Source organism: Corynebacterium sp. HMSC06C06, from assembly GCF_001807295.1.
In the GTDB taxonomy this organism is placed as follows: Bacteria; Actinomycetota; Actinomycetes; order Mycobacteriales; family Mycobacteriaceae; genus Corynebacterium; species Corynebacterium striatum.
This window is the reverse complement of sequence record NZ_KV788519.1, coordinates 1-1763: the sequence shown is the minus strand read 5'-3', so window position 1 is coordinate 1763 and position 1763 is coordinate 1. Positions and strand designations below refer to the sequence as shown.

Here is a 1763-nt window from a genome sequence, read left to right as displayed (position 1 = left end):
TGAATCGTGCCGCCCGTAGGGCAAAGAAAAAGCGCCGACGTTAATGCCGGCGCTCGGCTTTTGAGAAAAAGTTTTTAATTTTTCCCGCAAAAACCCCTGACAAACGAAAAGACCCCAACACCGAAGTGTTAGGGTCTTCTCTAGCTATCTAAATCAATATGTAGCGTACCACGTAGACGCCCGTGACTGCGAGTGGGACAAGCAGCGCGCCGGGATCGTGCCCGGAGAAATGAAATAACCCCCCCGCCTAACCCGCGGGTTGAGAGCACCGTTAGAGGGGCTGACTAAGCAACCGAGTAAACAGCCTGCTGGGGTTCCTAAGCCGCAAGGCCGGAGCAGAGGACGACCAGCCCCAGGAGTACGCCCGCGCAGTCAATTAGCTTGAGACGCGCCAGAGCTTTTACACACGCCGTACGGTGCCGAGGATTAACTACCTTGGCCGGAATCTGGCATACCTACACCTGCCATCCCATACCGGAGACCAGCAGATTCTGCCCCCGACCCAGCCCTTAGAAATAAGGGTAGGGCGGGGGCGCCCTTCCCAAGCGCTCCCGCCCGGAGGGGCGCGCAGGTGGCCTTCTGGTCACGCCGTCCAGTCGAAAAATAAGCCGAATGAGCGAAAGCGAATTCGATAGAAGCCCGCCGCAGGCGCCGCCACTCCTAGAGGGGCTAAGAAGCTTTGAGAGGGAGCCAGATGGGCGCTAATCCAGCAACCAACTGGGTGAGCAAGAAGCGGTGAATCTGGCCCAGACCCGATTAACACTAAGAGTGCCAATAGTGTGTTGCCGCTAGCGCCAGAAGACGAGCAGGTCGAGTAGTTCGGCCCAACCGTGGATCGTGGCCATGGGGTCGGCAAGTATTGCGCCCAGGGCAGCGCCTAGTGCGAGCGAGCGCAGCTCGGAGAGTCGCCTAAGACTGGTGCGGGGGTTCGGGTTTCTTTGCATACGAAGCTCCTTTGCACGTCCCGTATTTCGGTCGTGCGGAAAAGGAATATCGCAACCGCCGCGTTGTCCGGCTCCAGGTGCTCGCCGTCGAGCTGCCGCCCGAGCCGTCCGGCTCGGTTGCCCCGGTTCAGTCCTCGCGCGCTCAATCGCGCAGAAGCCCCCAGCCCTCCATGGGTACCGCCGCCGGGTCTTTAATCGCTTAGACGGGCACACAGCGCGCCGTGTGAAGCCGTCACACCGCCCTGCAGGACTGACAAGCGCGGTCGGGCGGAATGTACCCAAATATGTTGCTGGCCCACCCGCCAGTCCTAGCGGACAAGCCGGGCAGTCTTGCGGCGGTCTGTCGCCTGATTTTCGGGCCGGAGGAACCGGACCGAGCCCACGCCGCGAAGCGGCTGGGGAGATACACACTATATGCACTCTTAGTGACATCGGGTGACCAGGCATTTCAGTGCCTGGCAGGTTTTATCGCACGTGCGATAAAGTGGGGGTATGGCGACCCAAAAAGAAGTCTGCGAAAGGTGCGGCAAACCAATCCCGCAACGGACGGATCCGCGTGGGCGGCAGGCCCGGTTTTGCTCGGGTGCATGCCGCGCTGCTGCGTCGCGTGAGCGCCGTAGGCGACAGCACCAAGAGGAGTTGGCGCAGGCGCATGAGCAAGCCACGCTGAAGCTGCGTACCCCTAGAGAGGAGGTGGCTGACGCGGCTCGTGTCGTCAGGGAGATGACTCGCGATCTCCGGATGGGGCGCGAGTTTTACGTCAGTGATGAGCACCAGGAGTTAGTGCTTGCGGTGCGTGAGTTTGCCGAGCTTATGGAG

Annotated in this window: 1 protein-coding gene; it reads right to left on the bottom strand. The window is 60.7% G+C overall.

What is annotated here, in order from left to right:
* Window positions 1–788: 788 nt before the first annotated feature.
* On the bottom strand, window positions 789–944 hold the full coding sequence (locus HMPREF3153_RS12795) for a hypothetical protein (protein WP_008484778.1): 156 nt from the start codon (window positions 942–944) through the stop codon (window positions 789–791).
* Window positions 945–1763 lie beyond the last annotated feature (819 nt).

Coding starts and splice junctions, on each gene's coding strand:
- HMPREF3153_RS12795 (WP_008484778.1), bottom strand. CDS start 944: ATGCAAAGAAACCCGAACCCCCGCACCAGTCTTAGGCGACTCTCCGAG.